Origin of the sequence: Streptomyces sp. NPDC001848, assembly GCF_042891915.1 — a bacterium.
Classification (GTDB): Bacteria; Actinomycetota; Actinomycetes; order Streptomycetales; family Streptomycetaceae; genus Streptomyces.
In genome coordinates this window covers 224,341-249,859 of record NZ_JBIATP010000002.1, presented here as the reverse complement: position 1 = coordinate 249,859, position 25,519 = coordinate 224,341, and the positions used below count along the sequence as shown (strand labels likewise).

27 protein-coding genes and 1 riboswitch are annotated in these 25,519 nt (G+C 70.0%); of the genes, 9 read left to right on the top strand and 18 right to left on the bottom strand.

Features of this window, described 5'->3' with window-relative positions; translation table 11 throughout:
* Positions 1-12 precede the first annotated feature (12 nt).
* Positions 13-279 carry a hypothetical protein gene (locus tag ACFYZJ_RS04220; protein ID WP_388562644.1) on the top strand — a complete coding sequence of 89 codons (267 nt, stop codon included), beginning with the start codon at positions 13-15 and terminating at the stop codon, positions 277-279.
* Between the two features lie 39 nt (positions 280-318).
* Positions 319-600 carry an Lrp/AsnC family transcriptional regulator gene (locus ACFYZJ_RS04215; protein WP_388562642.1) on the top strand — a complete coding sequence of 94 codons (282 nt, stop codon included), beginning with the start codon at positions 319-321 and terminating at the stop codon, positions 598-600.
* 53 nt (positions 601-653) lie between these two features.
* On the opposite strand, the gene ACFYZJ_RS04210 is transcribed toward ACFYZJ_RS04215, so the two are convergent.
* The 8 genes from ACFYZJ_RS04210 to ACFYZJ_RS04175 form a co-directional block, all read right to left on the bottom strand.
* Complete coding sequence (locus tag ACFYZJ_RS04210; RefSeq protein WP_388562640.1) at positions 654-2,015, bottom strand: aminotransferase class V-fold PLP-dependent enzyme; 1,362 nt, start codon at positions 2,013-2,015, stop codon at positions 654-656.
* 183 nt (positions 2,016-2,198) lie between these two features.
* Positions 2,199-2,315, bottom strand: a riboswitch (SAM riboswitch).
* 90 nt (positions 2,316-2,405) lie between these two features.
* A complete protein-coding gene (locus ACFYZJ_RS04205; protein WP_388562638.1) occupies positions 2,406-2,576 on the bottom strand; it encodes a hypothetical protein in 171 nt (56 codons plus the stop codon).
* Between the two features lie 27 nt (positions 2,577-2,603).
* The gene (locus ACFYZJ_RS04200; RefSeq protein ID WP_388562636.1) at positions 2,604-2,960 is read right to left on the bottom strand and encodes a PRC-barrel domain-containing protein; all 357 of its coding nucleotides are present in this window, start codon (positions 2,958-2,960) and stop codon (positions 2,604-2,606) included.
* 94 nt (positions 2,961-3,054) lie between these two features.
* A complete protein-coding gene (gene trpD / locus ACFYZJ_RS04195) occupies positions 3,055-4,119 on the bottom strand; it encodes an anthranilate phosphoribosyltransferase (protein ID WP_388562634.1) in 1,065 nt (354 codons plus the stop codon).
* 137 nt (positions 4,120-4,256) lie between these two features.
* Positions 4,257-5,894 (bottom strand): cytochrome bc complex cytochrome b subunit, encoded by a 1,638-nt coding sequence (locus ACFYZJ_RS04190; protein WP_388562632.1) that lies wholly within the window; start codon positions 5,892-5,894, stop codon positions 4,257-4,259.
* A complete protein-coding gene (locus ACFYZJ_RS04185; protein WP_388562630.1) occupies positions 5,891-6,949 on the bottom strand; it encodes a Rieske 2Fe-2S domain-containing protein in 1,059 nt (352 codons plus the stop codon). Before ACFYZJ_RS04185 ends, ACFYZJ_RS04190 begins: the two co-directional genes overlap by 4 nt.
* Positions 6,946-7,758: a c-type cytochrome gene (locus tag ACFYZJ_RS04180; protein ID WP_388562628.1), complete on the bottom strand. Its 813-nt coding sequence runs from the start codon at positions 7,756-7,758 to the stop codon at positions 6,946-6,948. Before ACFYZJ_RS04180 ends, ACFYZJ_RS04185 begins: the two co-directional genes overlap by 4 nt.
* Before the next feature lie 110 nt (positions 7,759-7,868).
* The gene (locus ACFYZJ_RS04175) at positions 7,869-8,489 is read right to left on the bottom strand and encodes a heme-copper oxidase subunit III (RefSeq protein ID WP_388562626.1); all 621 of its coding nucleotides are present in this window, start codon (positions 8,487-8,489) and stop codon (positions 7,869-7,871) included.
* 179 nt (positions 8,490-8,668) lie between these two features.
* Here ACFYZJ_RS04175 and ACFYZJ_RS04170 point away from each other — a divergent pair, with 179 nt between their 5' ends.
* On the top strand, positions 8,669-9,070 hold the full coding sequence (locus tag ACFYZJ_RS04170; protein WP_388562624.1) for a hypothetical protein: 402 nt from the start codon (positions 8,669-8,671) through the stop codon (positions 9,068-9,070).
* 26 nt (positions 9,071-9,096) lie between these two features.
* Here the strand turns inward: ACFYZJ_RS04170 and ACFYZJ_RS04165 are convergent, their stop codons facing one another.
* The 4 genes from ACFYZJ_RS04165 to coxB all read right to left on the bottom strand — a co-directional run bounded on the left by ACFYZJ_RS04165 (position 9,097) and on the right by coxB (position 13,567).
* Positions 9,097-10,353: an Ig-like domain-containing protein gene (locus ACFYZJ_RS04165; RefSeq protein WP_388562622.1), complete on the bottom strand. Its 1,257-nt coding sequence runs from the start codon at positions 10,351-10,353 to the stop codon at positions 9,097-9,099.
* Between the two features lie 129 nt (positions 10,354-10,482).
* Positions 10,483-10,881, bottom strand: coding sequence for a cytochrome c oxidase subunit 4 (locus ACFYZJ_RS04160; RefSeq protein ID WP_388562620.1), 399 nt, complete (start codon positions 10,879-10,881; stop codon positions 10,483-10,485).
* Positions 10,878-12,611, bottom strand: coding sequence for a cytochrome c oxidase subunit I (ctaD, locus tag ACFYZJ_RS04155; RefSeq protein ID WP_388562618.1), 1,734 nt, complete (start codon positions 12,609-12,611; stop codon positions 10,878-10,880). Before ctaD ends, ACFYZJ_RS04160 begins: the two co-directional genes overlap by 4 nt.
* On the bottom strand, positions 12,608-13,567 hold the full coding sequence (coxB, locus tag ACFYZJ_RS04150; RefSeq protein WP_388562616.1) for a cytochrome c oxidase subunit II: 960 nt from the start codon (positions 13,565-13,567) through the stop codon (positions 12,608-12,610). Before coxB ends, ctaD begins: the two co-directional genes overlap by 4 nt.
* Before the next feature lie 371 nt (positions 13,568-13,938).
* On the opposite strand from coxB, the gene ACFYZJ_RS04145 reads away from it, so the two are divergent.
* Positions 13,939-15,315: a cysteine desulfurase/sulfurtransferase TusA family protein gene (locus ACFYZJ_RS04145; protein ID WP_388562614.1), complete on the top strand. Its 1,377-nt coding sequence runs from the start codon at positions 13,939-13,941 to the stop codon at positions 15,313-15,315.
* A 19-nt stretch (positions 15,316-15,334) separates the two neighbouring features.
* Here ACFYZJ_RS04145 and ACFYZJ_RS04140 read toward each other — a convergent pair whose 3' ends face one another.
* Complete coding sequence (locus ACFYZJ_RS04140) at positions 15,335-16,309, bottom strand: carbohydrate kinase family protein (RefSeq protein WP_388562612.1); 975 nt, start codon at positions 16,307-16,309, stop codon at positions 15,335-15,337.
* Positions 16,310-16,441: 132 nt separating this feature from the next.
* On the opposite strand from ACFYZJ_RS04140, the gene ACFYZJ_RS04135 reads away from it, so the two are divergent.
* On the top strand, positions 16,442-16,657 hold the full coding sequence (locus ACFYZJ_RS04135) for a hypothetical protein (protein ID WP_388562610.1): 216 nt from the start codon (positions 16,442-16,444) through the stop codon (positions 16,655-16,657).
* A gap of 162 nt (positions 16,658-16,819) precedes the next feature.
* Positions 16,820-18,340: a hypothetical protein gene (locus ACFYZJ_RS04130; protein ID WP_388562608.1), complete on the top strand. Its 1,521-nt coding sequence runs from the start codon at positions 16,820-16,822 to the stop codon at positions 18,338-18,340.
* A 79-nt stretch (positions 18,341-18,419) separates the two neighbouring features.
* On the opposite strand, the gene ACFYZJ_RS04125 is transcribed toward ACFYZJ_RS04130, so the two are convergent.
* Positions 18,420-18,776 (bottom strand): iron-sulfur cluster assembly accessory protein, encoded by a 357-nt coding sequence (locus ACFYZJ_RS04125; protein WP_310775920.1) that lies wholly within the window; start codon positions 18,774-18,776, stop codon positions 18,420-18,422.
* Positions 18,777-19,121: 345 nt separating this feature from the next.
* Between ACFYZJ_RS04125 and nadA the strand changes: the two genes are divergently transcribed.
* Positions 19,122-20,306, top strand: a complete 1,185-nt coding sequence (nadA, locus tag ACFYZJ_RS04120) for a quinolinate synthase NadA (RefSeq protein ID WP_388562605.1) — start codon at positions 19,122-19,124, stop codon at positions 20,304-20,306.
* Between the two features lie 292 nt (positions 20,307-20,598).
* Here the strand turns inward: nadA and ACFYZJ_RS04115 are convergent, their stop codons facing one another.
* The 4 genes from ACFYZJ_RS04115 to ACFYZJ_RS04100 form a co-directional block, all read right to left on the bottom strand.
* On the bottom strand, positions 20,599-21,300 hold the full coding sequence (locus ACFYZJ_RS04115) for a response regulator (RefSeq protein WP_388562603.1): 702 nt from the start codon (positions 21,298-21,300) through the stop codon (positions 20,599-20,601).
* Positions 21,297-22,523: a sensor histidine kinase gene (locus ACFYZJ_RS04110; protein ID WP_388562601.1), complete on the bottom strand. Its 1,227-nt coding sequence runs from the start codon at positions 22,521-22,523 to the stop codon at positions 21,297-21,299. The genes ACFYZJ_RS04115 and ACFYZJ_RS04110 overlap by 4 nt, the downstream gene beginning before the upstream one ends.
* 144 nt (positions 22,524-22,667) lie before the next feature.
* Positions 22,668-22,946, bottom strand: a complete 279-nt coding sequence (locus ACFYZJ_RS04105; protein ID WP_388562599.1) for a hypothetical protein — start codon at positions 22,944-22,946, stop codon at positions 22,668-22,670.
* A gap of 28 nt (positions 22,947-22,974) precedes the next feature.
* Positions 22,975-23,772, bottom strand: a complete 798-nt coding sequence (locus ACFYZJ_RS04100) for a PspA/IM30 family protein (protein WP_388562597.1) — start codon at positions 23,770-23,772, stop codon at positions 22,975-22,977.
* Positions 23,773-24,070: 298 nt separating this feature from the next.
* On the opposite strand from ACFYZJ_RS04100, the gene ACFYZJ_RS04095 reads away from it, so the two are divergent.
* Both ACFYZJ_RS04095 and ACFYZJ_RS04090 read left to right on the top strand, forming a co-directional pair.
* Positions 24,071-24,700, top strand: coding sequence for a DUF3043 domain-containing protein (locus ACFYZJ_RS04095; RefSeq protein ID WP_388562595.1), 630 nt, complete (start codon positions 24,071-24,073; stop codon positions 24,698-24,700).
* Positions 24,701-24,783: 83 nt separating this feature from the next.
* Positions 24,784-25,485 carry a class I SAM-dependent methyltransferase gene (locus tag ACFYZJ_RS04090; RefSeq protein ID WP_388562593.1) on the top strand — a complete coding sequence of 234 codons (702 nt, stop codon included), beginning with the start codon at positions 24,784-24,786 and terminating at the stop codon, positions 25,483-25,485.
* The last annotated feature ends 34 nt before the right edge of the window (positions 25,486-25,519 follow it).

The window sequence follows — 25,519 nt, the reverse complement described above, 5'->3', positions numbered from 1 at the left end:
CGGGGCCTCGCGGTGCCGGTTCCGGTCGTCAGCTACGGCATGTCCAACCTCGGCCGGATCCCCGCGCACCCCGTCCCGGAGGACCTGCACCTGCTCCGCTTCGGCGCCACGGGCAACGCACCCGGAATGCCGCCCAAGGTGCTCGTCGCCGCGTTCGACGGTCGGCTGGTGGTGCAGAACGAGTACGACGGCTGGACCTACGGACCGGAACAGATGGGGCGCCTGCGCGAGACCCTGCGCGTTTCCCTGGAGGATCTGGCCCGTCGGCCAAGGGTCTAGAGTGAGGGCGTCAGCGCGTACCGAGGGAGACAGCCAGCCGTGATCACCGCGATCGTGCTCATCAAGACCAGCGTGGACCGGATCCCCGAGATCGCGGAGCGGATCGCCGCGCTGGATTCCGTCAGCGAGGTCTTCTCCGTCACGGGGACGTACGACCTGATCGCCATGGTGCGGGTGAAGGAGCACGAGGAGCTGGCGGACGTCATCCCCGGGCGGATCAGCAAGATCCCGGGGGTCGAGGCGACGGACACCCACGTGGCGTTCCGCACGTACTCCCAGCACGACCTGGAGGCGGCGTTCGCGATCGGGCTGGACTCCTGACCCGCCTGATCCGCTGAACGCCGCCTCACCGGTGGCGTGAGGACCTGGAGTTCTCAGACCGCCGGGACGCAGCGGCCGTTCTCCGTGTGGTACTGCCACTTCGCACCGTCGCGCACCAGTTCCTGCACGGCGTCGACGAAGCGCTCCACGTGCTCGTCGGGGGTGCCGGCGCCGAAGCTCACCCGGATCGCGTTGAGGGACTTCTCGCCGGGCGCCGCCTCGGGGGCGCCGCACTCGCCCTGGGTCTGGGGGCCGCTGCCGAGCAGGGTCCGGACCAGGGGGTGGGCGCAGAACAGGCCGTCGCGGACGCCGATGCCGTACTCGGCGGAGAGCGCGGCGGCGAAGTGGGAGCTGTTCCAGCCCTCGACGACGAAGGAGATCACGCCGACGCGCGGGGCGTCGTCGCCGAAGAGGGACAGGACCTTGACCTCGGGGACGTCGGCGAGGCCCTCCCTGACCTTGCGGATCAGGTGCTGCTCGCGGGCGACCAGGGTGTCGAAACCGGCCTCGGTGAGGGCTTTGCAGGCGGAGGCGATGGCGTAGGCGCCGATGACGTTCGGGGAGCCGGCCTCGTGGCGGGCGGCCGTGTCGTGCCACTCCACGTCCACTCCCCCGTCCGTCCGCCGCGTGACCTTGCGGCTGGCGCCGCCGCCCGCGAGGTACGGCTCGGCCTGGCACAGCCAGTCGGCGCGGCCGGCCAGGACGCCGGAGCCGAAGGGGGCGTAGAGCTTGTGGCCGGAGAAGGCGACCCAGTCCACGTCGAGGTCCTTGACGGACACCGGGTGGTGCGGGGCGAGTTGGGCGGCGTCCAGGACGATACGGGCGCCGTGCGCGTGGGCGGCCGCCGCCAGCTCGCGCACGGGCCACAGCTCGCCGGTGACGTTGGAGGCACCGGTGACGCACACCAGGGCCGGGCCGTGGGGGTCGCGGTCGGCGAGGGCGCGCTCCAGGGTCTCCACGGCCTGCTGCGGAGTGCGCGGGGCGTCGAGGTAGGTGACCTGGGCGTCGCGCCAGGGCAGCAGGGAGGCGTGGTGCTCGGTCTCGAAGACGAAGACCCGGCAGCCGGCCGGGAGGGCGGCGGCGAGGAGGTTGAGCGAGTCGGTGGTGGACCGGGTGAAGATCACCTGGTCGGTGTCGCGGCAGTCGAGGAACTCGGCGACGGTGCGGCGGGCGTTCTCGAAGAGGTCGGTGGACAGCTGGGAGAGGTACCCGGCACCGCGGTGGACGCTGCCGTAGTACGGGGCGTACGCCGCCACGTCGTCCCAGACGCGCTGCAGGGCGGGGGCGCTGGCCGCGTAGTCGAGCGCGGCGTAGGTGACGTCGCCGCCGGTGACGAGCGGGACGGTGACCTCACGGCCCAGAACGGGCAGCGGGGCACAGACGGACGGGTCGGCGGCAAGGGTGGGGACGGACATGGGTGTACTCCCGTAAGGCAGGCGAGACTCACCGGTGCCGGAGGCGCGCACGGGCGCAGAGGTCTCCACGGCACGGAGAGTGAAAGGAGAAAAGGGGTGCGGAGGCGGGGCTCTGCGGCCCTAACGCATTCGCTTGCTCACGGAAGGCTCCCTCGAACGACCAGGACCCCTGGTGACACGAGGGGTCCGCGCTTGCCGCAGACCTCGCTGCCTACGGCCTGGTCTTCACCCGGGGCACCCCGCCACGGACGGAGGGTTGCCGGACAGCCGGCCGGGGCCGAATGGCTGTCGCTCATGACCTGGTCAGGAAACTACGGCAGGTGATCACCCGCCCGCAACTTCTGTCCGGATACCGGGACGGGATCCCCGAGGGGATCCCGTCCCGGTATGTCACCGAAGCAGGTGGTGGCGCGAGCGCCGCCCCCAGCGCATGCCGGTCAGGACAAGGCTGGCCAGGAAGACCACCACGCCGATGATCAGGAGGTAGAACAACCCCTTCGCCACCGCGCCGATGATTCCCAGGGCGACCGCCACGAGGATCAGGAACAGCACGAACGCCATGGTGACCCCTTCCTGAGGCCCGGCAGGTCAGCGGCGCGCGAGGCGGCGTCCGCGGTCGTCGCCGGGCTCGTAGGCCCTGTCGTAGTGTTTGAAGATCTCTTCTTCGCGCTCGACCGGCAGGACGTCGTCCACGCCGATGGACGGCGCCTTGCGCACCCGCCCTCTGGAGTGCGCCACCTGCACGTACCCCGGTCCCACGGTCGCCTCGTCGAGGGGGACGAAGACGAGCCTGTGCCGGGTCGGCAGCCCGGTACGGACGGTGGCCATGGCCGGCGTGTCGGTGGTGGTGTCGACGTAGACGGCCTCGAGGGACCCGATCCTGCGGCCCTTGGCGTCGATCACGTCGCGGTTGCGCCACTCACGGATATCGGCTGAATGGATCATGCCCAGCCTCCTTGCGGCCCGCGGGGAGAGCTGCCACTCACCTCACTCTACTCCGGCCAGCCTGACCTGGCCTTTTCCGCCGGTGCGCGCGGCGTCACGCGTTGCTGGCGGCCACCCATCGCTCCAGGGCCCGCTTGGCCGCGCCGGAGTCGATCGACTCCGCGGCCCTGTCCATGCCGGCCCGGAGCTGGTCGGTCAGCGGGCCGTCGCCCGGATGCAGGGCGACCAGTGCGGCCGCCGAGTTGAGCAGGACGGCGTCCCGCACGGGGCCCTTCTCGCCGTCCAGCAGCCGCCGTGCGACCTCCGCGTTGTACGAGGCGTCGGCGCCCCGCAGCGCCTCCACCGGCACCAGGTCGAGGCCGACGTCCCGCGGGTCGAAGGTCTCCTCCGTGACCTTGCCGTCACGGACGATCCACACCCGGGACGTGGCGGTCGTGGTGAGCTCGTCCAGGCCGTCGTCGCCACGGAAGACGAGGGAGGAGTTGCCTCGCTCGGCGAAGACCCCGGCCACGATGGGCGCCATGCGGGGGTCCGCGACACCGACCGCCTGGGCCTTCACCTTGGCCGGGTTGGTGAGCGGACCGAGGACGTTGAAGGTCGTACGGATGCCCAGCTGGCCGCGCGCCGCTGCCACGTGCCGCAGCGCCGGGTGGAACTTCACCGCGAAGCAGAAGGTGATGCCGGCCTCTTCGGCCACCTCCGCGACCCGCTTCGGGGACAGGTCCAGATTGACGCCGAGCATCTCCAGCACGTCCGACGCGCCCGACGCGGAGGACGCGGCCCGGTTGCCGTGCTTGATGACCTTGGCTCCCGTGCCGGCGACGACGATCGAGGACATCGTGGAGATGTTGACCGTCTTCGCTCCGTCGCCGCCCGTACCGACGATGTCGACGGTCGCGCCCGGCACCTCGATCACGTTCGCGTGCTCGTACATGGCCCGCACGAGCCCGGTGATCTCCTGCACCGTCTCGCCCTTGGCCCGCAGCGCCACCACGAACCCGGCGATCTGCGCGTCCGTCGCCTCGCCGCGCATGATGCGGTCCATCGCCCAGGCCGTCGCGTCGGCGCTCTGGTCCCGCCCCTCCAGCAGGGCGTTCAGCACCTCGGGCCAGGAACGGCCCGCCGCGGTGTCGCCTCCAGCGGGGGTCACAGCGCTCATAAGCCGCTCCTGGGTCGGTGTCCCGGACTACGGGACGCGAGTCTCGAACAGGTCCACCCTATCCAGCCGGGGGCATGGCGAAGGGCCCCGTCCGGAGATCGGACGGGGCCCTTCGACCGTGGCGTGGCGTGCAGCGATCAGTGGTGGCCGTGGCCGCTCGTGATCTCCTTGTACTCCTCGACCGTGGGCTTGGGGATCTGGTTGTTCTCCCCGTAGTAGGCGTTGCTCAGCTTGGCGCGGAGCTTCTGCGAGCCCTTGATCTTGCGCTCGACGCCGTTCTCGTCGACCGTCGGGCCGAGTTCGAGCGGCTGGTACTGCTCGTGCGCCGTGAGCGTGTGCAGCTGCTCCTGGCTGAGCGGCTCGTGGACCTCGATGAACTCACCGTGCGGCAGCCGCTTGATGATGCCCGACTCGCGGCCGTGCAGCACCTTGTCGCGGTCCCGGCGCTGCAGGCCGAGGCAGATCCGCTTGGTCACGATGAACACGATGACCGGCACCACGAAGAACGCGATGCGGACGAACCAGGTGATCGCGTTGATCGACAGGTGGAAGTGCGTGGCCCAGATGTCGTTGCCACCGCCCAGCAGCATCACGAAGTACCACGAGATCCAGGCGGCACCGAAGGCGGTGCGCGTCGGGGCGTTGCGCGGACGGTCCAGGATGTGGTGCTCGCGCTTGTCGCCGGTGACCCAGGACTCGATGAACGGGTAGACCGCGATGGCGGCGAGGGTCAGCGGGAAGAGCACCAGCGGGACGAACACACCCAGGACGAGCGTGTGGCCCGCGAAGTTGATCTCCCAGCCGGGCATGGCGCGGATGAGGCCCTCGGCCTGGCCCATGTACCAGTCGGGCTGGGCGCCCGTGGACACCTGGTCCGGACGGTAGGGCCCGATGGCCCAGATCGGGTTGATGGTGGCGATCGCCGCGATGGCCGCGATGACACCGAAGACCAGGAAGAAGAAGCCGCCGGCCTTGGCCATGTACACCGGCAGCAGCGGCATGCCGACGACGTTGTTGTTCGTCTTGCCGGGGCCCGCGAACTGCGTGTGCTTGTGGTAGATGACCAGGATCAGGTGACCCACCACCAGGCCGAGCATGATGCCCGGCAGCAGCAGGATGTGGATCGAGTAGAACCGGGCCACGAAGTCGCCGCCGGGGAACTGGCCGCCGAAGAGGAAGAACGACAGGTACGTGCCGACGATCGGCACGGACAGGATCGCACCCTCCATGAAGCGGACACCGGTGCCGGAGAGCAGGTCGTCCGGGAGCGAGTAACCGGTGAAACCGGTGAACATGCCGAGGACGAACAGCAGGAAGCCGAACAGCCAGTTGATCTCACGCGGCTTGCGGAACGCGCCGGTGAAGAACACGCGCATCATGTGCACGAACATGCCGGCGAGGAAGACCAGCGCCGCCCAGTGGTGGATCTGCCGGACCAGCAGACCACCGCGGACGTCGAAGCTGATGTGCAGCGTCGAGTTGAACGCCTCGCTCATCAGCTGACCCTGCAGCGGCACGTAACTGCCGTGGTACACCACCTCGTTCATCGACGGGTGGAAGAACAGGGTCAGGTAGACACCCGTGAGGATGATGATGAGGAAGCTGTAGAGGCAGACCTCGCCCAACATGAACGACCAGTGGTCGGGGAAGATCTTCCGCATGTTGGACTTGGCCAGGGTGTAGATGCCCAGGCGTCCGTCGGCCCAGTCGGCGACGCGCTCGCCGGCCGGTGCCCGTCCGCGTGCTGCGGACCCGTTGCTCGTTGTAGTGCTCATCCGCGCTCCCAGAAAGCAGGACCGACGGGCTCCTCGAAGTCGCCGAGCGCTTCGAGGTAACCGTCCGCGTTGACGCCGATGCGCAGCTGCGGCAGGGCGTGACCGGCCGGGCCGAAGATGACCCGGGCACCGTCGGAGAGGTCGAAGGTGGACTGGTGGCACGGGCAGAGGACGTGGTGCGTCTGCTGCTCGTACAGGGAGATCGGGCAACCCACGTGGGTGCAGATCTTCGAGTAGGCCACGATGCCCTCGTGGGACCACTCGAGTTCCTTCTTGTCCTTGATGTTCTCCGGCTGCAGCCGGACGAGCATCAGGGCGGCCTTGGCGATCTCCACCTGGAAGTTCTCGTCGGTCTCCTCCAGGCCCTCGGGCTTAGCGAAGGTGAGCGAACCGACCTGGACGTCCGAGGGACGCATCGGCTGGTTCGTGTTCATGTTGACGATGAGCTTGCCCTTGGACCACATCGTGTGGCGCAGCTTCGTCCCGGGCAGCGAGCCGAGGTCCCGCAGCAGGAAGAGGCCGGAGAGCGGGAACATGGCCAGCGCGCCGAGCATCGTGGTGCGGATGAGCTTGCGGCGGCCGATCACCGATTCCTTGGCGCCCTGCCGGAAGTCGTCCATGACCTTGGCCTTGACCTCGGGCGACGCCTCGACCGGGTGGCGCTCGTCGGCGATCTCCACGTCGGACATCAGGGTGCGGGCCCAGTGGACCGCACCCGCGCCGATCGTGAACAGCGCCACGCCGAGCGTCAGGCCCAGCGCGAAGTTCATCGCGCTGATGTGCCCGATCGGGAAGACGTAGATCGACCTGTCGTTCGGGATCGAGACGTACGAGGCGATGAAGCCGATGGTGGCCAGCATCGACACGGTGAACAGCAGGGCGACCGTGCGCTCGGAGCGCTTGGCGGCCCGCTCGTCGATGTCCTGGATGCGGTGCTCGTGGGGCGGCAGGCCCGGGTCGGCGAACGGGTTCTCCTCGTCCGCGACGGCTACCGCACCGGACTCGGTGTCCTGCTCAGCGGGCAGGTTCTCTTCTGGAATGTCGTGGCTACTCATGACTTCTTGGCCTTTGCGGTCCGAGCGGCGACCCAGACGGCGACGACGATCAGCGCGCCGAGGCCGAAGATCCAGGCGAACAGGCCCTCGGAGACCGGACCGAGGCCGCCCAGCTTGAGACCGCCGGGGTTCTCGGTCTGGTCACCGTTGACCGCGTTCAGGTACGCGATGATGTCCTTCTTGTTCTGCTGCGACAGCGTGGTGTCCGGGAACGACGGCATGTTCTGCGGGCCCGTCAGCATGGCCTCGTAGATGTGCTTCGGGGCGACACCCTCGAGGCTCGGGGCGAACTTGCCGTGCGTCAGCGCGCCGCCCTCACCGGTGAAGTTGTGGCACTGGGCGCAGTTCGTACGGAAGAGCTCACCGCCCTTGGCGATGTCGGCGCCTTCCGGGCTGTAGTCGTTCTTCGTCGGGATCGCCGGGCCGGCGCCGAGGGAGGAGATGTACGCCGCGAGCTGGTCGATCTGGGTCTGGTTGTAGATCGGCTTCTTCCGCGGCACCTGGGCGCCCTGCGAGGTGGCGGCGGGCATACGACCGGTGCCGACCTGGAAGTCGACGGCCGCCGCGCCCACGCCCACCAGGCTGGGACCGTCGGAGCTGCCCTGACCGTTGGTGCCGTGGCAGCTGGCGCAGCCCACCTGGTAGAGCTTCTTGCCCTCGTCGATGGCGAGGGACTGGGCGGTCGTATCGGCCTGCGCCTTGGTCGCGGGCGCGAACGCTGCGTACAGCCCCCCGGTGGCCGCCAGCGCGAGGAGTAGGACGACGACAGCCGCCAGCGGATGGCGTCGTCGTGCGGAGAGCTTTTTCACGGATTACCCCGGTGTCAGGATCTTCTGCGTCGATGCTTCTGGGAGTGGATCGGGTCGTCGGGGGCGATCGGCCTCCCCCACCGGGGGACCGTCCGCCGCGCGGCGGCCGACTACCGGATCATGTAGATCGTGGCGAAGAGGCCGATCCAGACGACATCGACGAAGTGCCAGTAGTAGGACACGACGATGGCGGCGGTCGCCTGCTCATGGGTGAACCTCTTCGCCGCGTAGGTGCGGCCGAGGACCAGCAGGAAGGCGATGAGACCACCCGTCACGTGCAGTCCGTGGAAGCCGGTGGTCAGGTAGAACACCGAGCCGTACGGGTCCGAGGACAGCGAGAGGCCGTCCTTCTTGACCAGCTCGGTGTACTCGAAGATCTGCCCGCCGACGAAGATCGCACCCATGATGAAGGTGACGATGAACCAGCCCCGGAGCTTCTTCACGTCCCCGCGCTCGGCGGCGAACACGCCGAGCTGGCAGGTCAGGGAGGAAAGCACCAGGATCGTGGTGTTCGTCGCCGAGAACGGGAAGTTGAGATGGCTCGCCATCTCCTTCCAGTGAGCCGGCCCGGTCACCGATCGCAGGGTGAAGTACATCGCGAAGAGGGCCGCGAAGAACATCAGCTCGGAACTCAGCCAGATGATGGTTCCGACGCTGGTGAGGTTCGGCCGGTTGACCGACGGGTGCGCGTGCCCGGTTTCTACTGTCGTTGCTGTCGCCACGACCGACATTATGTCGGTCGCTTATCTCGCCCTCACTCCGGGGGGTGCCGTTCGGAGTGTCCGTACCGTCTGTAGTGCCCGGATGGCGCACCGAAGGCGGGTGCGCGCCGGTGTTGGCCCGGTGTTCCAGGGGGTAGCATCCGCACCGATGGTCCGTTCCGTACGACGACGACGTCCCGGAGGGAAGCATGCAGCCGACCGCCACGGTGCTGGTCTACAGCGACGACTCCAACACCCGCGCCCAGGTGCGGCTCGCGACCGGGCGCCGGCCGGCTCCGGACGTGCCCGAGGTGGAGTTCGTGGAGTGCGCCACGCCGGGGGCCGTGCTCAGGGAGCTGGACAAGGGCGGCATCGACGCGTGCGTGCTGGACGGCGAGGCGGCCCCCATGGGCGGGATGGGCGTGTGCCGGCAGATCAAGGACGAGATCTTCAACTGCCCGCCGGTGCTGGTGCTGATCGCCCGGCCCCAGGATGCGTGGCTGGCGACCTGGAGTCGCGCGGACGCGGCGGTGGCGCTGCCGGTGGAGCCGGTGGAGTTCTCCTCCGCTCTGGCTGCGCTGTTGCGGCGTAGGGCCCTTTTGAGCGCCTGAGAGGTGCCCGCCCCTGCCAGGGCGCCTCAGACGCTCTCCGGGCTCAGTCGTGCCGTCAGGGCGGGGTTCGGCGTGTCGGGGCTCAGGGCACTCCCCTTCTGCCACTTCTTCCAGTCCAGGTTCCAGTCGCCGAAGCCGTTGCCGAACGGTTCCATCTGCTTGCCGTTGGAATTGACGACCTGGACGATGTCGCCCTGGCGGACCGCGTTGTAGAACCACTGGGCGTACGCGGTGCTCATCCCCGTGCAGCCGTGGCTGACGTTGGCGTACCCCTGGGAGCCCACGGACCAGGGCGCGGCGTGCACGTACTCGCCGCTCCAGGTGACCCGGGCCGCCCAGTAGACGTTCAGGTCGTAGGAGTCGCTGGAGCCCGCCGAGATACCGATGGTGCTTCCGCGCATGCGTACGACGTAGCTCTTGTTCAGGATCACCTTGACGCCGTTGCGGGTCTCGTAGCCGGGCTTGCCCGTGGTGACGGGGATCTGCTTGATCACCTGGCCGTTCTTGTAGACCGTCAGCCGGTGTGCGGCGGCGTCCGTGAGGGCGATGACGCTGTCCCCCGTGGTGAGCTTCACAGGTTTGGTGTCGCCGCCCCAGAGGTTCTCGGCGACCTTCACCCCGGCCAGGTTGCTGTAGGCCGTGATGGTGGCGTGGACGGGCCAGTAGTCCTTGGGGCGGTAGTGCAGCGTCTTGTCGTCCACCCAGTACCAGGAGCCCTGCACGGCGGGCACCGACTCCACCCTGAGGGCGCGCTCGACGATGGCCCGCTGCGCCCTGTCCTTGACGGGTTCGCTGAGGGTGGCCGTGACCGGCTGGCCGACGCCGTAGGTCCCGGAGTCCGGGCCGAGGGTGACGTTCAGGACCTTCTTGGACTTCGGGGTGCCGGTGTCGAACTCCAGGGTCTTGCGGCCCGGGTTGCCGTCCTCGTCCTCCGTGCTGACCTGCACCGTGTAGTGGGTGCCCGCGGCCAGCGGTGAGGTGCTGTGCCAGCGGCTGCCGTCGGCGGAGAGCTCACCGGCGACGTAACGTCCTCGGGAGTCGGTGGCGGTGACGTCCGTGATCCGCGCGTCCGAACCCGAGGCGGTGATCTCCAGTGGTTTGTCCGGGTCGACCCGCTTGCCGTCGCCGACCGGGGCGTTGAAGGCGATGTCGTCCGCCGCGTCGTACGGCTTCGCCGCCGGGTCCCCGTCCGCCCCGCAGGCGACGAGGCCCGCACCGAGGGCGATCACCAGCAGGGGGCAGCCGACGACGGTGCCGGTCCTCAAGAACGCTGAGTGGCTCATGCCCTCACGCTAGGAACGTCGGTCAAGCATGGCGCGCCGGGCAATCCGTGTGGGGGACGAAATACGCGGCAAAAGAGGGAGCCCGGACACTCCAGGTGGTGTGTCCGGGCTCCCGTACGGCTGTGCGTGTCACTGGGTGCGGTTCTCACCGCGGTAGTACTCGAAGACCCAGCCCCACAGGCCCACCAGGATCAGCGGGGCCGAGAAGTACAGCAGCCACCAGCCGATCGCGATCGCCAGGAAGGCGAGCGCGCCACCGACGCCAAGGGCGAGCGGCTGCCAGCTGTGCGGGCTGAAGAAGCCGATCTCACCGGCGTCGTCGGCGACGTCGGCCTCCTTGTTGTCCTGCGCTCCCGCGTCGACCCGCCGGGCCGTGAAGGCCAGGTAGTAGCCGATCATCACGCTCAGGCCGAAGGCCAGGAAGAGCGCGGTGGTGCCGGCCGGCTCCTTCGACCACAGGCCGTAGATGATGGCCACCGCGAGGATGAAGACGGACAGCCACAGGAACATCTTGCCCTGGATCTTCACTTGCCGGCCTCCTTGCCACCAGCGACGCCCTTGCTGCCGGCACCCGCGTACTCGAGCTGCTCGAGCGCGGCGATCTCCGGGTGGTGCAGGTCGAAGGCGGGCGATTCGGAGCGGATCCGCGGCAGCGTGAGGAAGTTGTGCCGCGGCGGCGGGCAGGAGGTCGCCCACTCCAGCGAACGGCCGTAGCCCCACGGGTCGTCGACGCCGACCGGCTTGCCGTACTTGGCCGTCTTCCACACGTTGTAGAGGAACGGCAGGATCGACAGGCCGAGCAGGAAGGAGGAGATCGTCGAGATCGTGTTCAGGGCGGTGAAGCCGTCGGCGGCGAGGTAGTCCGCGTAACGACGCGGCATGCCCTCGGCGCCCAGCCAGTGCTGCACCAGGAAGGTGCCGTGGAAGCCGATGAACAGCGTCCAGAAGGTGATCTTGCCGAGGCGCTCGTCGAGCATCTTGCCGGTGAACTTCGGCCACCAGAAGTGGAAGCCGGAGAACATCGCGAAGACGACGGTGCCGAAGACCACGTAGTGGAAGTGCGCCACCACGAAGTACGAGTCCGAGATGTGGAAGTCCATCGGCGGCGAGGCCAGGATGACGCCGGTCAGACCACCGAACGTGAAGGTGATCAGGAAGCCGGTCGCCCAGAGCATCGGCGTCTCGAAGGACAACGAGCCCTTCCACATCGTTCCGATCCAGTTGAAGAACTTCACGCCGGTCGGGACGGCGATGAGGAACGTCATGAAGGAGAAGAACGGAAGCAGTACGCCACCGGTGACGTACATGTGGTGCGCCCACACCGTCACGGAGAGACCGGCGATGGCGATGGTGGCGCCGATGAGGCCCATGTAGCCGAACATCGGCTTACGGCTGAAGACCGGGATGACCTCGGAGATGATGCCGAAGAACGGTAGCGCGATGATGTACACCTCTGGATGGCCGAAGAACCAGAAGAGGTGTTGCCACAGCAACGCGCCGCCGTTGGCCGCGTCGAAGACGTGGGCGCCGAACTTGCGGTCCGCCTCCAGGGCGAACAGCGCGGCCGCCAGGACCGGGAAGGCCAGCAGCACGAGCACACCGGTCAGCAGCACGTTCCACACGAAGATCGGCATGCGGAACATCGTCATGCCGGGGGCGCGCATGCAGATGATCGTGGTGATGAAGTTGACCGAGCCGAGGATCGTGCCGAAGCCGGAGAAGGCCAGGCCCATGATCCACATGTCGGCGCCGACGCCCGGCGAGCGGACCGCGTCCGACAGCGGGCTGTAGGCGAACCAGCCGAAGTCGGCCGCGCCCTGCGGGGTGAGGAAGCCACCGACCGCGATGAGCGAGCCGAACAGGTAGAGCCAGTAGGCGAACATGTTCAGCCGCGGGAACGCGACGTCGGGCGCGCCGATCTGCAGCGGCATGATCCAGTTCGCGAAGCCGGCGAACAGCGGCGTCGCGAACATCAGCAGCATGATCGTGCCGTGCATCGTGAACGCCTGGTTGAACTGCTCGTTCGACATGATCTGCAGGCCCGGACGGGCCAGCTCGGCGCGCATGAGCAGCGCCATCACGCCGCCGATCAGGAAGAACGCGAAGGACGTCGACAGGTACAGCGTGCCGATCGTCTTGTGGTCGGTGGTCGTCAGCCACTTGACGACGACGTTACCGGGTCGCCTGCGCCGTACCGGCAGCTCGTTCTCGTACGACTCTGCTGCCGCGGCACCCTGGGGTTCGTTGAGGATGCTCACAGGTTGTTCGTCTCCCGGTTCTTCTCGTGGCTCGTCTGCGCGATGCCGGCGGGAATGTAACCGGTCTGCCCCTTCTTCGCGAGGTCCTTGAGGTGCTGCTCGTACGCCGCCGGCGAGACCACCTTGACGTTGAACAGCATCCGGGAGTGGTCGACGCCGCAGAGCTCGGCGCACTTGCCGCGGAAGGTGCCCTCCGCGTTGGGGGTCACCTCGAAGGCGTTGGTGTGGCCCGGGATGACGTCCTGCTTCATCAGGAACGGCAGCACCCAGAAGGAGTGGATGACGTCACGCGAGGTGAGGATGAAGCGGACGGTCTTGCCCTTGGGGAGCCACAGGGTGGGACCGGGGTTGCCCGTCTGCGGGTTGCGCGTGGCGGGCGTGCCGAAGTCGTAGACACCGCCGGCGTTCGCCGGGAAGTCGTTCTTGAACCGGTCCGGAATCGCGGCCAGGTTCTTGTCGGTCTTCGCGTCGCCCGTCACCCCGGGAACGGGGGTGACGTAGTTGAAGCCCCAGCTCCACTGGTAGCCGATGACGTTGATGGTGACGTCGGGCTTCTTGGAGAGGCTGAGGAGCTTCGACTCGTCGCGGGCGGTGAAGTAGAAGAGCACCGAGACGATGATGAGCGGGACCACCGTGTACAGCGCCTCGATGGGCATGTTGTACCGGGTCTGCTGGGGAACCTCGACCTTGGTGCGGCTGCGACGGTGGAACATCGCGCTCCACAGGATCAAGCCCCACACCAGCACGCCGACGGCGAGCGCGGCCGCCCAGGACCCCTGCCACAGGGAGAGGATCCTCGGAGCCTCTTCCGTGGTCGGGGTGGGCATACCAAGGCGGGGGAAGTCCTTGTATGTGCAACCGGTTGCGGTCGCCAGGACCAGGCCCGCGGTCAGTGCCTGCAGCAGCTTCCGCCGCATCGGGCGCCGCGGCGAGCGGTCGGAGCCGTTGGGACTCACGTAGCGCCTTCCCGAGAGTCTCGCCCGCGCGGTTGGCTGCGGCCTTCTCGCTGGTCGGTCGCCGCCCTGCGTCGGGCAGGGGTTTGGATGTTTATGCGGACCAAACCCTACTGGACGCCTTCCGGCGGCTTGCGGGGAGGGTGCCGTACGCGCCGCCGGGTCGCCCCGAAGGGGTGGAGTGGGGCAAATGGGGCGCCCAATAGCTCGGGGGTACGGCTTGTGTGGCGGGTGCGGGTCGTTTTGGGTTGATCGCTCCCCCAAGTTCTCGACTTCGCTCGAACAGGGACCCACATCGCGGCGGAGCCGCACATCGACGCAGCCCCGCGCCCCTTGAGGTCCGTTGCACTTGCCCGGCGTTCTAGCGTTGCTGTGTGGGTTACTTCGATGCTGCTTCCGGTGCTCCCCTTCATCCCGTTGCCCGGCAGGCTCTGCTGGCCTCGCTCGATGAGGGGTGGGCCGATCCCGCACGGCTGTACCGCGAGGGGCGGCGGGCTCGGTTGCTGCTGGACGCGGCGCGGGAGACGGCCGCCGAGGCGGTGGGCTGCCGGCCGGACGAGCTGGTCTTCACCTCCTCCGGGACGCGGGCGGTGCACGCGGGGGTCGAGGGGGTGCTGGCGGGGCGTCGCCGGGTCGGACGCCACCTGATCGTGTCAGCGGTCGAACACTCCTCGGTGCTTCATTCGGCGGAGGTGTTCGAGGCGTCGGGCGGGACGGTGACCGAGGTGCCGGTCTCGCGCGCGGGCGCCGTCACCCCCGAGGGGTACGCGGAGGCATTGCGTCCGGACACCGCGCTGGCCTGCCTGCAGTCGGCCAACCACGAGGTGGGCACGGTGCAGCCGGTGGCCGAGGTGGCCGAGGTGTGCCGGGCGGCCGGGGTGCCGCTGCTGGTGGACGCGGCGCAGTCGCTGGGCTGGGGCCCGGTGGAGGGCGACTGGTCGGTGCTGACGGCCAGTGCGCACAAATGGGGTGGACCGTCGGGTGTCGGGCTTCTCGCGGTGCGCAAGGGGGTGCGGTTCTCGCCCCAGGGCCCCTCGGACGAGCGGGAGTCGGGGCGGGCGGCCGGGTTCGAGAACATCCCCGCGATCGTGGCGGCGGCGGCCTCGCTGCGGGCGGTGCGGGCGGAGGCGGCCGAGGAGGCCCCCCGGCTGCGGGAGCTGACGGAGCGGATCCGGGCGCGGGTGCCGGAGCTGGTCCCCGATGTGGAGGTGGTGGGCGACCCGGTGCGCCGGCTGCCCGGGATCGTCACCTTCTCCTGTCTCTATGTCGACGGGGAGACGCTGCTGCACGAGCTGGACCGTGCGGACTTCTCCGTCTCGTCCGGTTCGTCCTGTACGAGCAGCACGCTGACGCCGAGCCATGTGCTGAAGGCGATGGGGGTGCTGAGCGAGGGCAACGTCCGGGTGTCGCTGCCGCCGGGGACACCGGCGCAGGACGTCGAACGGTTCCTCGCGGTGCTGCCGGAGGCGGTGGCGGGCGTCCGGGAGAAGCTGGGGGCTCCGTCCCCGCGGACCGCCGGGCGGGAGGACGCCCTGGTCGTCGACGCCCTCGGCAAGCGCTGCCCGGTCCCGGTGATCGAGCTGGCGAAGGTCTTCGGGGACGTCCCGGTCGGCGGCACGGTCCGGGTCCTGGCGGACGACGAGGCGGCACGCCTGGACATCCCGGCGTGGTGCGAGATGCGGGGGCAGCAGTACGTGGGAGAGGAGCCGGCGGAACGGGGGGCGGCGTACGTGGTCCGCCGGCTCTCCTAGGGCCTGTGCGTGGCCGGCGTCAGGCCAGGTGTTCCTGGACCTCCGTGGCGGCCTCGTCCCCGTACGCCTTGGTGAACCGGTCCATGAAGTGCGCCCGCCGCAGCTGGTACTCCTGCGTGCCCGTCGTCTCGATGACCAGGGTCGCGAGCATGCAGCCCACCTGCGCCGCCCGCTCCAGCGAGACCCCCCACACCAGCCCCGAGAGGAACCCGGCCCGGAAGGCGTCGCCGACACCCGTCGGGTCGACCTTGGCCGTCTCCTCGGGCACGCCCACCTCGATCGGGTCCTCACCGACGCGCTCGATGCGCACACCGCGGGAGCCGAGCGTGGTCACCCGGTGGCCCACCCGGCCCAGGATCTCGGCGTCCGACCAGCCCGTCTTGGTCTCGATGAGCCCCTTCTCGTACTCGTTGGAGAAGAGGTAGGTCGCGCCGTCCAGCAGTATCCGGATCTCGTCGCCGTCCATGCGGGCGATCTGCTGCGAGAAGTCCGCGGCGAACGGGATCGAGCGGGAGCGGCACTCCTCCGTGTGGCGGAGCATCGCCTCCGGGTCGTCGGCGCCGATGAGGACCAGGTCGAGGCCGCCCACCCGGTCGGCGACCGTCTTGAGCTCGATGAGCCGGGCCTCGCTCATCGCGCCGGTGTAGAAGGAGCCGATCTGGTTGTGGTCCGCGTCGGTGGTGCAGACGAAGCGGGCCGTGTGCTGGGTCTCCGAGATCCGCACGGATTCCGTGTCCACTCCGTGTCGGTCCAGCCATGCCCGGTACTCGTCGAAGTCGGAGCCGGCCGCGCCGACCAGGATCGGCTTGGTGCCGAGCTGCCCCATACCGAAGGCGATGTTCGCGCCCACCCCGCCACGGCGTACGTCGAGGCGGTCGACCAGGAAGGAGAGGGAGACCGTGTGCAGCTGGTCCGCGACGAACTGGTCCGCGAAGCGGCCGGGGAAGGTCATGAGGTGGTCGGTGGCGATGGAGCCGGTGACTGCGATACGCACGGCTGGGACACGCTCCTGGGGCGCAGGGGATGGACAGTTCACGCTACCCGGTCCACCGGGCCCCCTGAAGCAGGCAGAGCTACCCGATAGTAGATCTTTCCTGGTGGGCTCGGGACTGCCTACGGTGCCGTCATGACGAAGCTCGAGGTCCTCGGCAGCGCCCCGCTCGGCACGGAAGCGGAAGGAGACCTGGCGTCGCTGCGCGGCGACTGCGCCCGTATGGTCCCGCACTGGGCCGCACCCGCGAAGTCCGCTTCCGTGCCGGTCCCACCGTCCCTGATCCACGGGGTCAGCGTGCCGCCCGCCTCCGCCCGCCTCCTGGACGCGATGTCCGACTACGGGGACTGATCCCGGCCGCCGGCCGACAGGCGCACCCCTGAGGGAACCGTGCGCTCCCCCGCTGCGTCCCATCGCCGTCCCCCGTAAGAGGGAGGCGGGATACGACCCCTCGTGCCCTTTTCCGGCACGGCGGGGTCTCCTGGGACAGCGTGGAGCCGAAGGAGCGATGCGGTGAACACCGAGCGACCCGACGACGCGAGCGAGACGGCGGACGTCCCCGAGGGTGGGAGCGACGCCGTGCCGCGACGGCGTTCCCCGGTGGTGATCGCCTCGGTCGCGGCCGCGGTGCTGTTGGTCGGCGGCGGCGGGGCGTATCTGGCCACGACCCTGTCCGGCGGGGCGGGCGGCTCCACCGCACCGGGCGGTGACGGCGCTCCCCCGCCGCTGGCCCTCGACGGCTCCGGCGAGGGCGGCACGCCGGGCATCACGGTGGGTGAGCCGGACCCGTACGGCACGACGTACCGCGCGGCGGGCGAGCTCCCCGGCGGCCCCGGGTCGGCACCCGTGTACCGGGCCGAGGGCGAGGTGACGCGGGACGAGGTGGCCCGGCTCGCCGAGGCGCTGGACGTGAGCGGCACGCCGCAGCGGGTCGGTGACTCGTGGACGGTGGGCGGCGGCAAGGACGGCGCGCAGCCGCTGCTGCGGGTGGCCGGGCAGGCGCCGGGGGGCTGGACGTTCAGCCGGTACGGGCCCGGGTCCGACAACCTGTGCCAGGGCACCGGGGTGTGCGCCTCCGCGCAGGGCTCGGCCCGGGGCTCCTCCTCCCCGGTCAGCGAGGCCGTGGCGAAGCGGGCCGCCGCTCCGGTGCTGAAGGCACTCGGCGAGGACGACGCCAAGCTCGACGCGCACCAGGTCCTGGGCTCCCTGCGGGTGCTGAACGCCGATCCTCAGGTGGGCGGGCTGCCCACGTACGGCTGGTCGACCGGCATCCAGGTGGCCGCGGACGGCCGGGTGGTCGGCGGCAGCGGCAACCTCAAGGCGCCGGTCAAGGGTGCGACGTATCCCGTGCTCGACGCGAAGCGGACCCTGGAGCTGATGAACGGCGCGCCCTCGTACGGCCGCAAGGGCGTCGGCGGCTGCGCCAGTCCGGTACCGGTCAAGGACCGCGACGAGCAGCCGTGCGGGGCGTCCACCGCGGCACCGAAGCGGGCGTCGGCGACGGTGCGGGGCGCGGTGTTCGGGCTGGCCCGTCACTCGGTGAGCGGCCGGGCGGCGCTGGTGCCGTCATGGCTGTTCGAGGTACGGCCGACGGGGGCCGGGGACGGCTTCACGGTGACGTACCCGGCGATCGACCCGCAGTACCTGACCATCCCGCAGCCGCCGGGGCAGCCGAGCGGCACGTCGGCGCCGGGCACGAGCGCGCCGGGTGGGACGCCGTCCCCGGCACCCACGCAACACGACGTGAAGGTGATGGCCTACACCGCCGACGGCCGGAACCTGACCATCGCCTACGAGGGCGGGGTGTGCGCCGACTACGCGGCGTCCGTGAGCGAGGGCTCCGACAAGGTGACGGTGAGGGTGACCGAGACGCCCTGGCGGGGCAAGGTCTGCATCATGATCGCCAAGGTCTACCACGAGACGCTGCACCTCGACGCACCGCTGGGCGACCGCGAAGTGGTCGGCTCGGACGGCACGCCGATCCCGAAGGGGACGGTACCCGCCGACGGGGCGGGGCCCCCGCTCGCACGGTAGTGGACCGGCTCCACGAACGGACGAAGGCGGCGCCCCAGGTGGGGGACGCCGCCTTCACACGCCTACCGGTGTGCGCTGCTCAGCTGAAGGAGTCGCCGCAGGCGCAGGAGCCCGTCGCGTTCGGGTTGTCGATGGTGAAGCCCTGCTTCTCGATGGTGTCGACGAAGTCGATGGTCGCGCCGCCCAGGTACGGGGCGCTCATGCGGTCGGTGACGACCTTGACCCCGCCGAAGTCCTTCTCCACGTCGCCGTCGAGCGAGCGCTCGTCGAAGAAGAGCTGGTAGCGCAGGCCGGAGCAGCCGCCGGGCTGAACCGCGACGCGCAGCGCCAGGTCGTCACGGCCTTCCTGGTCGAGCAGGGCCTTGACCTTGGCCGCGGCGGCGTCGGTCAGGATGATGCCGTCGGCGACGGTGGTGGTCTCGTCCTGTACGGACATCTACATCTCTCCCGGGTTGTACGGAGACTGCTTGCCGACGAGTGCAACCGGCCCGGCCGCGGATTCATTCCGGGCCTGGCGCGCTGCTTCTCGCGTCTCGCTTCCCCTTCATGCTCGCACACGCCGCGGAACACGCCTACCGGCCTGTGGAGGGACGGCCATGGGCCGGCGATGGGCCGGCCGGGCGCCGATCGGGATTCACGTCACATAGACGCTATCGCCATCGTCAAAGTGACATGAAGCGGTTATGATAGATAGCGTCAATTCGACGAAAAGGCTTGTCCCGCATGTCCCGCCGGCCCGCCCGAAGGGCCGGCGAGCCGCAGAACAGAAAGGGTGCGTGTCGTGACCACCGCCCAGACCCAGGAGCTCGACGTACAGCCGACGCCCCTCGCCCTGCTGCTGCTCGGCCGTGAGGCCGACCCGAAGAGCGAACGGGGCGTCGAGTGTCCCGGCGATCTCCCCTCGCCGTCCGACCCGGACCTGGTCGAGCGCGCCCGCGCGGCCAAGGAGAAGCTGGGCGACAAGGTGTTCGTCCTCGGGCACCACTACCAGCGCGACGAGGTCATCCAGTTCGCGGACGTCACGGGCGACTCCTTCAAGCTGGCCCGGGACGCCGCGGCGCGGCCGGAGGCCGAGTACATCGTCTTCTGCGGTGTGCACTTCATGGCGGAGTCGGCGGACATCCTCACGTCCGACGACCAGAAGGTGGTCCTGCCCGACCTCGCGGCCGGCTGCTCCATGGCCGACATGGCGACGGCCGAGCAGGTCGCCGAGTGCTGGGACGTGCTGACCGAGGCGGGAATCGCCGAGCAGGTCGTCCCGGTGTCGTACATGAACTCGTCCGCGGACATCAAGGCGTTCACGGGCAAGCACGGCGGCACGATCTGCACGTCGTCGAACGCGAAGCGGGCGCTGGAGTGGGCGTTCCAGCAGGGCGAGAAGGTCCTGTTCCTGCCGGACCAGCACCTGGGCCGCAACACGGCGGTGCGGGACATGGGCATGTCCCTGGACGACTGCGTCGTCTACAACCCGCACAAGCCGAACGGCGGCCTGACCGCCGAGCAGCTGCGCACCGCGAAGATGATCCTCTGGCGGGGCCACTGCTCGGTGCACGGACGCTTCAACCTGGACTCGGTGAACGACGTGCGGGAGCGGATCCCGGGCGTGAACGTGCTGGTGCACCCCGAGTGCAGGCACGAGGTCGTGACGGCCGCGGACTACGTCGGTTCGACCGAGTACATCATCAAGACGCTCGAGGCGGCCCCGGCGGGCTCGAAGTGGGCCATCGGCACCGAGCTGAACCTGGTCCGCCGCCTGGCGAACCGTTTCGCGCCGGAGGGCAAGGAGATCGTCTTCCTCGACCGTACGGTGTGCTTCTGCTCCACGATGAACCGCATCGACCTGCCGCACCTGGTGTGGGCCCTGGAGTCCCTGGCCGAGGGGAACCTGGTCAACCGCATCGAGGTGGACAAGGAGACGGAGGCGTTCGCGAAGCTGGCGCTGGAGCGGATGCTGGCGCTGCCGTAAGCCTCTCCCCTGTCGCCGACGGGGTGGGCACCGCACCTCCGCGGGCGCCCACCCCATCGGCGCAGCACCCGCCATGATCCGTGTTCCGCGTCGTACGCGTGTGCGCGACGCGGCCTGCCTCCTTTCGCGCTCGCGGCCGGTGAGGGCGCCGAGCCGATCGGAGTGGGCCGGGTCGCAGCCGTCGGTCGTTGCCCAGGCGTGGCGAGGCCAGGTTTTCGTGAACCGGCCGTATCGGAGCGGGGGTGTACATCAAGAAGCCGCCCTGCTCGGTGCAACCGGGCGCCGGGTCACGTCACTCCGTCCTCGGGCGCACCAGCCCCGACTCATAGGCCATGACCACCAGTTGTGCCCGGTCGCGGGCGCCCAGCTTTGCCATGGCACGGTTGACGTGTGTCTTCACCGTCAGTGGGCTGACCGCGAGGCGCTCGGCGATCTCGTCGTTGGAGTGGCCGCCGGCGACCTGGACGAGGACCTCGCGCTCGCGGCCGGTGAGGGTGCCGAGGCGGTCGGAGTGGGCCGGGTCGCGGCCGTCGTCGTCGCCCTGGGCGAGGAACCGGGCGATGAGCCCCTTGGTGGCGGCGGGCGACAGCAGTGCCTCGCCGCCGTGCGCGACACGGATGGCGTTCAGCAGCTCCTCGGGCTCGGAACCCTTGCCGAGGAAGCCGGACGCGCCGGCGCGCAGCGACTGCACGACGTAGTCGTCGACCTCGAAGGTCGTGAGTATGACCACCCGGACGTGGGCGAGAGCAGGATCGGCGCTGATCAGGCGGGTGGCGGCGAGGCCGTCCGTGCCGGGCATGCGGATGTCCATGAGGACGACGTCGGCGCCCCGCTCCTTGGCCAGCCGTACCGCCTCGGCGCCGTCGGACGCCTCGCCCACCACCTCCATGTCCGGCTCGGAGTCGACGAGCACGCGAAAGGCGCTGCGGAGCAGCGCCTGGTCGTCGGCGAGCAGGACGCGGATGGTCGCGGGCGCTTGCTGGGCGGCGGTCACACGGTCTCCCCGGCTGCGGTCGTCGTGTGGTTCTCGACCGGCAGGATCGCATGGACCCGGAAGCCGCCCCCGTAGCGGGGGCCGGTGGTGAGGGAGCCGCCGATGGCGGTGACGCGCTCCCGCATGCCGAGCAGGCCATGGCCGCCGTGGCCGTCGTCGTCGGGTGGGGGGTCCTCGCCCGGGCCGTCGTCGAGGACCGTGATTTCCACGTCCGGGCCGACGCGGACGACGCTGACCTCGGCCTTCGCCGTGGGCCCCGCGTGCTTGCGCACGTTGGTGAGGGCCTCCTGGATGACGCGGTACGCCGCCAGGTCCACGGCGGCGGGCAGGGCCGTGCCGTCGTCGGCGCGGGCGACCTCGACAGGGAGGCCGGCGCTGCGGAAGGTGTCGGCGAGCTCGTCGAGGCGGGCCAGGCCGGGTGCGGGTTCGGTGGGGGCCTCCGGGTCGCCGGACTGGCGGAGCAGGCCGACGGTGGCGCGGAGTTCGTTGAGTGCGGAGCGGCTGGCCTCACGGACGTGGGCGAGGGCTTCCTTGGCCTGGTCGGGCCGCTTGTCCATGACGTGGGCGGCGACTCCGGCCTGCACGTTGACCAGGGCGATGTGGTGGGCGACGACGTCGTGCAGGTCACGGGCGATGCGCAGCCGCTCCTCGGCGACGCGGCGACGGGCCTCCTCCTCGCGGGTGCGCTCCGCACGCTCGGCGCGCTCCTTGATGGCCTGCACGAAGGCGCGGCGGCTGCGCACGGCGTCGCCGGCGGCCGCGGCCATGCCGGTCCAGGCGAAGAGGCCGAGGTTCTCCTGGGCGTACCACGGCAGGGGGCCGGAGAGCATGGCGGCGGCGGTGAGCACGGTCATGGTCAGCAGGCCGACGCGCCAGGTGGTGGGGCGGTCGGTGGTGGAGGCGACGGTGTAGAGGGCGACGACGGCGGACATGGCGACGGGGGCGCGCGGGTCGGCGGTGATCAGCTCCACGAGGGAGAGGGCGCCGGTGACGGCGAGGACGGCCATGGGGTGGCGTCTGCGGAGGACGAGCGCTGCGGCGCCGAGCACCATGAGGACGAGGCTGAGGGCGTCGGGGGTGCGGGCGCCCCAGGTGGCGCCTCCGCCGTGGGGGGCGGCGAAGGACGTCGCCACCATGCAGACCAGCGCGCCGAAGGCCAGGGCCGCGTCGAGGGCGAGGGGATGGGCGCGGATCCGGCACCGGGTGCGCTCTAGGGTGCTCACGGGTTCACGGTACGGGGCGCCCTCGGCGGGCGGAACCGCAGCCGCCGCGGGCCCCGCCCACCACCCGCGCCGCCCCTGGGGGTACCCGAAGGCCGTCCAGGCTGTGGGGGAGGCACGACTGCCCGCAGCTGCGCTGCACCCTGCTCAGCCGGGAATCAAGCCGTCTCCGCTCAGCATCTCCCTGACCTCCTCCAGACTCGCGTCCGGCGACGGCAGGATCAGCTCCGACGGTTCCAGGGAGTCGTCCGGAAGCGGAGCGCCCAGGCGGCGGACCTCCTCCAGCAGCGCCGTCAGGGTGCGGCGGAAGCCGGTCTCGTCGCCGTGCTCCATCTCCGCGAGCAGCTCGTCGTCCAGCTTGTTCAGCTCGGTGACGTGGGCGTCGTCCAGGCGTACCTGCCCCTCACCCATGATCCGTACGATCATGTCGCCCTCCTCGAGGCGCGAGACCGGCTCACTGCTTGTCGAAGCGCGGGGTGTCCTGCGGGTGGGACTGGTTCTGGCCCTGCCCGGTGCCGCCCTCGAGCGCCTGCCGCTGGTCGGACGAGCCACCGGCCAGTTCCGCCTTCATGCGCTGCAGCTCCAGCTCCACGTCCGTACCGCCGGAGAGCCGGTCCAGCTCGGCCTGGATGTCGTCCTTGGCCATGCCGGAGGGGTCGTCGAGGGCACCGGAGGCCAGCAGCTCGTCGATCGCGCCGGCGCGGGCCTGGAGCTGGGCCGTCTTGTCCTCGGCGCGCTGGATCGCCAGGCCGACGTCGCCCATCTCCTCGGAGATGCCGGAGAAGGCCTCGCCGATCCGGGTCTGCGCCTGGGCCGCGGTGTAGGTCGCCTTGATGGTCTCCTTCTTGGTGCGGAAGGCGTCCACCTTCGCCTGCAGCCGCTGGGCCGCCAGCGTCAGCTTCTCCTCCTCGCCCTGCAGTGTCTGGTGCTGGGTCTCCAGGTCCGTCACCTGCTGCTGGAGCGCCGCGCGCCGGGACAGCGCCTCACGGGCCAGGTCCTCGCGGCCGAGCGCGAGGGCCTTGCGGCCCTGGTCCTCCAGCTTCGAGGACTGCTGCTGCAGCTGGTTGAGCTGGAGCTCCAGGCGCTTACGGGATGTGGCCACGTCGGCCACGCCGCGGCGCACCTTCTGCAGCAGCTCCAGCTGCTTCTGGTACGAGTAATCGAGGGTCTCGCGCGGGTCCTCGGCCCGGTCAAGGGCCTTGTTCGCCTTCGCGCGGAAGATCATCCCCATACGCTTCATGACACCGCTCATGGGCTTCGCGCGCCCCCTTCTGACCGAGTCCGGCTCACAGCTCTGCGACAGAACCCACAGTACGGGCCCTGCATCCATTACCGCACTGTTCGGGAGCGGATGCGGTCATCCCCGAGGACGACTGCGTGCGGTTCCGCTCCGGCGTAGGGAGTAGGTGTCCCCCGGGGTTACGTACGGGGAGACGCCGGGATTCCCTCAGCCACTCTCCGGAAGAACGTCGGCGGTCCTCCTTCCACGACCGCTCCGTCCCCTGGAGACGAGCGGCGTTGCCGGATCGTTCCCCACGGGGCTGGGGTCCATGCCGGGTGACCCCGTACCCTTGGGTTTCGTGTTCCGTAGCCGTGCCAAGGAAGAGAAGGCCCCGGTCGCCGACAAGGCGCCGCTGACCGTCTCCAAGCAGCCCCGTGACCCGCAGGCCCCGAAGGGCAGGCCCACGCCGAAGCGCAGTGAGGCCCAGTCCCAGCGGCGCAGCGTCGCCAACACGTCGATGACGCGCAAGGACGCCGCCAAGCGGCAGCGCGAGGAGCGCCGTGCCGCGTTGGAGAGGCAGCGCCAGGCGCTGGCGAGCGGGGACGAGCGGTATCTGCCGGCGCGGGACAAGGGCCCGGTCCGCAAGTTCGCCCGCGACCACGTCGACTCCCGGCTCAACGTGGCGGAGTTCTTCCTGCCGATGGCCGTGGTCATCCTCGTGTTGAGCGTGGTCCGTGTGGGTGCCCTGCAGTCGATCGCGCTGCTGCTGTGGCTCGTGGTGATCGTGGCGATCGTGATCGACTCGATCATCTCCGCGTTCCGGCTGCGCAAGCGGCTCAGCGAGCGCTTCCCCGACCAGAACAAGCGCGGCGCGGTCGCCTACGCACTGATGCGCTCCCTGCAGATGCGTCGGCTCCGGCTGCCGAAGCCGCAGGTCAAGCGCGGAGAGCGGCCCTGAGCACGACGGCTTTCTCCGGGGGTGCGGCGGACGCCTGGCTGAGCAGGCTCGGTGGTCTGCGTGATGTCGTACGGCAGGAGCTGGTGGCCCGGCAGCTGGACGAGCAGATAGCCGGGCGGTTCCCGGTCGGGCAGCGGCTGCGGGTGCTCGACGTGGGCATGGGTCAGGGGACGCAGGCCCTGCGCCTGGCGCGGGCGGGGCACCAGGTGACCGGGCTCGAGCGGGACGAGAAGATGATCGCCGTCGCCCGCGAGGCCCTCGCCGGTGAGCCGGAGGGCATCCGGGAGCGGATGCGGATCATCGAGGGCGACGGCCGGGACACGGGTGTGCACTTCCTGCCGGGCAGCTTCGACGTGGTGCTCTGCCACGGCGTGCTGATGTACGTGGAGGAGCCGGACGCCCTGCTGGCGGGGCTCGCCCGCATGCTGGCCCCCGGTGGGCTGCTCTCCCTGCTGGTGCGGAACGGGGACGCGCTGGCGATGCGGCCGGGCCTGTCCGGTGACTGGGCGGGCGCGCTGGCCGCGTTCGGCACCGTGTCCTACACCAACCGCCTCGGCCTGGAGGTGCGCGCGGACCGGCTGGAGGCGTTGACCGCGACGCTGGCGGGGATCGGCGCACCGCTGCACGCCTGGTACGGGGTGCGGGTCTTCACCGACACGGCGGCGGACGACGCGGCGGTTCCCGCCGACGCCGAGACGCTGCTGGCGGTGGAGGAGCGGGCCGGCAGGACCGATCCGTACCGAGGGGTCGCGGCGTTGCTGCACCTGTGCGGAGTGCGGGGCTGAGACCGCGCCGGGTCCCGTTCGGGTGAGCACCGGG

Bases quoted from the DNA above. Each gene is read 5' to 3' on its own strand.
- ACFYZJ_RS04210 (WP_388562640.1), bottom strand. From the start codon at position 2,015: ATGTCCGTCCCCACCCTTGCCGCCGACCCGTCCGTCTGTGCCCCGCTG.
- ACFYZJ_RS04205 (WP_388562638.1), bottom strand. From the start codon at position 2,576: ATGGCGTTCGTGCTGTTCCTGATCCTCGTGGCGGTCGCCCTGGGAATC.
- ACFYZJ_RS04200 (WP_388562636.1), bottom strand. From the start codon at position 2,960: ATGATCCATTCAGCCGATATCCGTGAGTGGCGCAACCGCGACGTGATC.
- trpD (WP_388562634.1), bottom strand. From the start codon at position 4,119: ATGAGCGCTGTGACCCCCGCTGGAGGCGACACCGCGGCGGGCCGTTCC.
- ACFYZJ_RS04190 (WP_388562632.1), bottom strand. From the start codon at position 5,894: ATGAGCACTACAACGAGCAACGGGTCCGCAGCACGCGGACGGGCACCG.
- ACFYZJ_RS04185 (WP_388562630.1), bottom strand. From the start codon at position 6,949: ATGAGTAGCCACGACATTCCAGAAGAGAACCTGCCCGCTGAGCAGGAC.
- ACFYZJ_RS04175 (WP_388562626.1), bottom strand. From the start codon at position 8,489: ATGTCGGTCGTGGCGACAGCAACGACAGTAGAAACCGGGCACGCGCAC.
- ACFYZJ_RS04170 (WP_388562624.1), top strand. From the start codon at position 8,669: ATGCAGCCGACCGCCACGGTGCTGGTCTACAGCGACGACTCCAACACC.
- ACFYZJ_RS04165 (WP_388562622.1), bottom strand. From the start codon at position 10,353: ATGAGCCACTCAGCGTTCTTGAGGACCGGCACCGTCGTCGGCTGCCCC.
- ACFYZJ_RS04135 (WP_388562610.1), top strand. From the start codon at position 16,442: ATGACGAAGCTCGAGGTCCTCGGCAGCGCCCCGCTCGGCACGGAAGCG.
- ACFYZJ_RS04125 (WP_310775920.1), bottom strand. From the start codon at position 18,776: ATGTCCGTACAGGACGAGACCACCACCGTCGCCGACGGCATCATCCTG.
- ACFYZJ_RS04105 (WP_388562599.1), bottom strand. From the start codon at position 22,946: ATGATCGTACGGATCATGGGTGAGGGGCAGGTACGCCTGGACGACGCC.
- ACFYZJ_RS04100 (WP_388562597.1), bottom strand. From the start codon at position 23,772: ATGAGCGGTGTCATGAAGCGTATGGGGATGATCTTCCGCGCGAAGGCG.
- ACFYZJ_RS04095 (WP_388562595.1), top strand. From the start codon at position 24,071: ATGCCGGGTGACCCCGTACCCTTGGGTTTCGTGTTCCGTAGCCGTGCC.